This window comes from Desulfosporosinus sp. Tol-M2 (assembly GCF_059735615.1).
On record NZ_JCAIJG010000185.1, the window covers coordinates 1 to 1,854 of the forward strand.

A 1,854-nucleotide genomic window follows, 5' to 3' on the forward strand; every position below is an offset into this window, starting at 1 on the left:
AGGCAATTCGGATTTATGCGCCGTTACCTCAACTGCGCTTGCCAACCTGTTTTCCGCACTTGGTAAGGCCCAGCTTGCCAATGTGTGCCTGGTTATTTCAGATTTGAAAGCGGCATATGAAAGTGGAAGCGAACTTATTCGAGGCGCCTTCAAAAACCTTGAGAATGAAGTCAATCGCAGTGCTTTAAATATTGAACCAGTTGGCAGCGGCTCTGATGAAGTGTACCATATCTTGAAAAAAAGATTATTTGCATCCCTGCCAAAAGCAGATGAAATCAACCTTGTAGCAATTGCTTATAAGGACGAGGTGGCGAAAGCCAAGCAAATGGGACTAACCAACATCTCGCCTGATCATGTCTATACGGGCGTGAAAGATTCGTACCCTTTCCATCCGTCAATTCGGGACTTATATGCACGTTTTAAAGAGAACTCCGGTTTCCAACAAACAAGGGGGCTTATTAGGCTGATGCGACAGATTATGGCGGGCATTTATGCCGGGGATCACTGCAAGGCAAAGAGTAAATACCTGGTAAATGTTTTTGACTTTGACTTGAATGATCGAGCGATGCTGACAACTGTGACCCAGATTAAGCAGGAATTATCCAACGCTATCGCCCACGATATCGCAGCGAATGGCAAAGCGATCGCTGAGGAAATCGATGCTCAGTACCAACAAGAGCTTGTCGGAGATGTTAGTAAACTGATCTTAGTTTCTTCGCTGGCGAATGTTCCTAATGCATTATTAGGGCTTACTTTACAGGAAATTATAGGTGATCTGTGCGAGCCGGGCAGAGATATTGCCGGCCTGAAAAGAGCACTCGATGAGTTTCAAGCCAGAGCATGGTACCTGGAGCATGATAAGGACGGGAAATTGCTTTTCAAAAATGTCAAGAATATGATTGCCGAACTGCACTCATTGGTTGAATCATATGAAAATGAAGCGGTCAGAACAACAACGCTGAAAACGTTTCTGGCAGAGAAATTTAAACCTCTTGTGGGTGACTGCTATCAAAACCTGCTTATATTCCCCGCAATTGATGAAATCACGCTATCTACGGATAAAATTTCACTCATCTTGTTTGAACCTTACACAGGAGCGGGGCTTCATCCCAGTCTGGAGCGGTTCTACAATGATGCGCTTTATAAAAACCGGGTGATGTTCTTATCCGGTAGTCGGGATACGATGGATCGCCTGTATGAGGCTGCCAAACAATTAAAAGCCATTGAAAAAATTATCGCCAATATGCATGATGAAAAAGTGCCGGAGGATAATCAGCAGTACCTCTTGGCGCAAGACACACGGATAAAAAAGATCACTGCGGTACTCAGTGCATCCCAGCAGACCTTCTCGACACTTTATTATCCGATGGGCGACAGTATCCGGAGCAGTGATTTTAATATGCAGTTTACGGACAATAACTACAATGGCGAGGAACAGGTGAAAAATTTACTTAAGGAAAAGCAAAAGTTCTCCAACAAGCCGCTTGACGATACCCTGCGCCGTAAATGTGAACAGCGGCTTTTTACCAGAAAAGAAATGCGCTGGTCGGAAATAAAAGACCGGGCGGCAACGGAAACAAACTGGACATGGGTCCATCCGCGTACCCTGGATAACCTGCTTACAGATTGTAAGCAGAAGGATTTGTGGCGGGAACATGGCGAGTATGTGGAAAAGGGACCCTTTGAAAAAGAACCTACCGGCGTATCTTTTACTGTTAAAAGTGAAAATGAGGAAACAAACAAGGTGTCGCTTCGATTACATCCTCGTTTTGGCGATAAAATATATTATGAAATCGGCGCGCCGGCCACAACATCATCCTTAAAAGTCGAGGACCTTAATAATTTCGAGACTGC

Annotated in this window: 1 protein-coding gene; it reads left to right on the top strand. The window is 44.7% G+C overall.

Annotated features, from left to right (window positions below):
- The coding region (locus AC6I5A_RS13700; RefSeq protein ID WP_034617216.1) for a DUF499 family protein at positions 1–1,854 on the top strand (1,854 nt) is incomplete at both ends.